Here is a 715-nt window from a genome sequence, read left to right as displayed (position 1 = left end):
TCATCCATGATGCGTATCTGCAGGTCCTCCGCCGCCGAGCTCACGCCGCTCACCCCGGTCACCGTGACACTGTTGCCAATGTCATCGAAGAAGGTGCTCGCCGGCGTGGCGTTGACCACGTTGTCCGACAAGGTGTAGGTGTACCCCACCACCGCGCTCTTGCCATCCGCACTGACGGTGAAACTGGTGATGTCCAGCAGCCCATAGCCGGTCGCGATGCCCTGCGGCAAGACGCCGCCCGGGACGAAGCTCTGACCCAGGACGCTGACGCTGGCGATGCCATCCGTCGCACTCACCGTGAAGGTGCCGCTCACCGCTTCGCGCGGGTCGCTGTTGACCGCCGGGTCGGCCAGCTCGTTGCGGCCATCCGCCAGCGCGGTCTCGTAGACGGTGGTGGTTGCCCCCCCTGCCGCCTGCACCGTCACGCTCTGGCTGTCATCCGCTCCCTTAATGGTGATGGTCAGCTTGGCGATGCTCTCGTCGCCATCCGCATCCTTCATGGTGTACCAGACGTCGTAGCTCTCAGTGAACGACCCCGTCAGGGCCTGGGTCGCCGCCTTGCCGTTATCCAGCGCATAGCTCCAGGTCCCGTCGCCATGCTGGATGAAGGTGCCGTAGGTATTGAGGGCCGTCAATGCGGTGTCGTTGTTGTGTCCCGTCGCACTCCAGCCCACGAACGCCGCCAGGGTGTCCGCACCAGAGACATCATTCGCCA

At 64.6% G+C, this 715-nt stretch carries 1 protein-coding gene; it reads right to left on the bottom strand.

The annotated features are described in order from the left end of the window. On the bottom strand, positions 1-715 hold a 715-nt coding region (locus ACW5W4_RS18865), incomplete at both ends, for a VCBS domain-containing protein (RefSeq protein ID WP_456690411.1).

The organism is Aeromonas crassostreae, from assembly GCF_054052445.1.
This window is presented reverse-complemented; position numbering and strand designations above follow the sequence as displayed.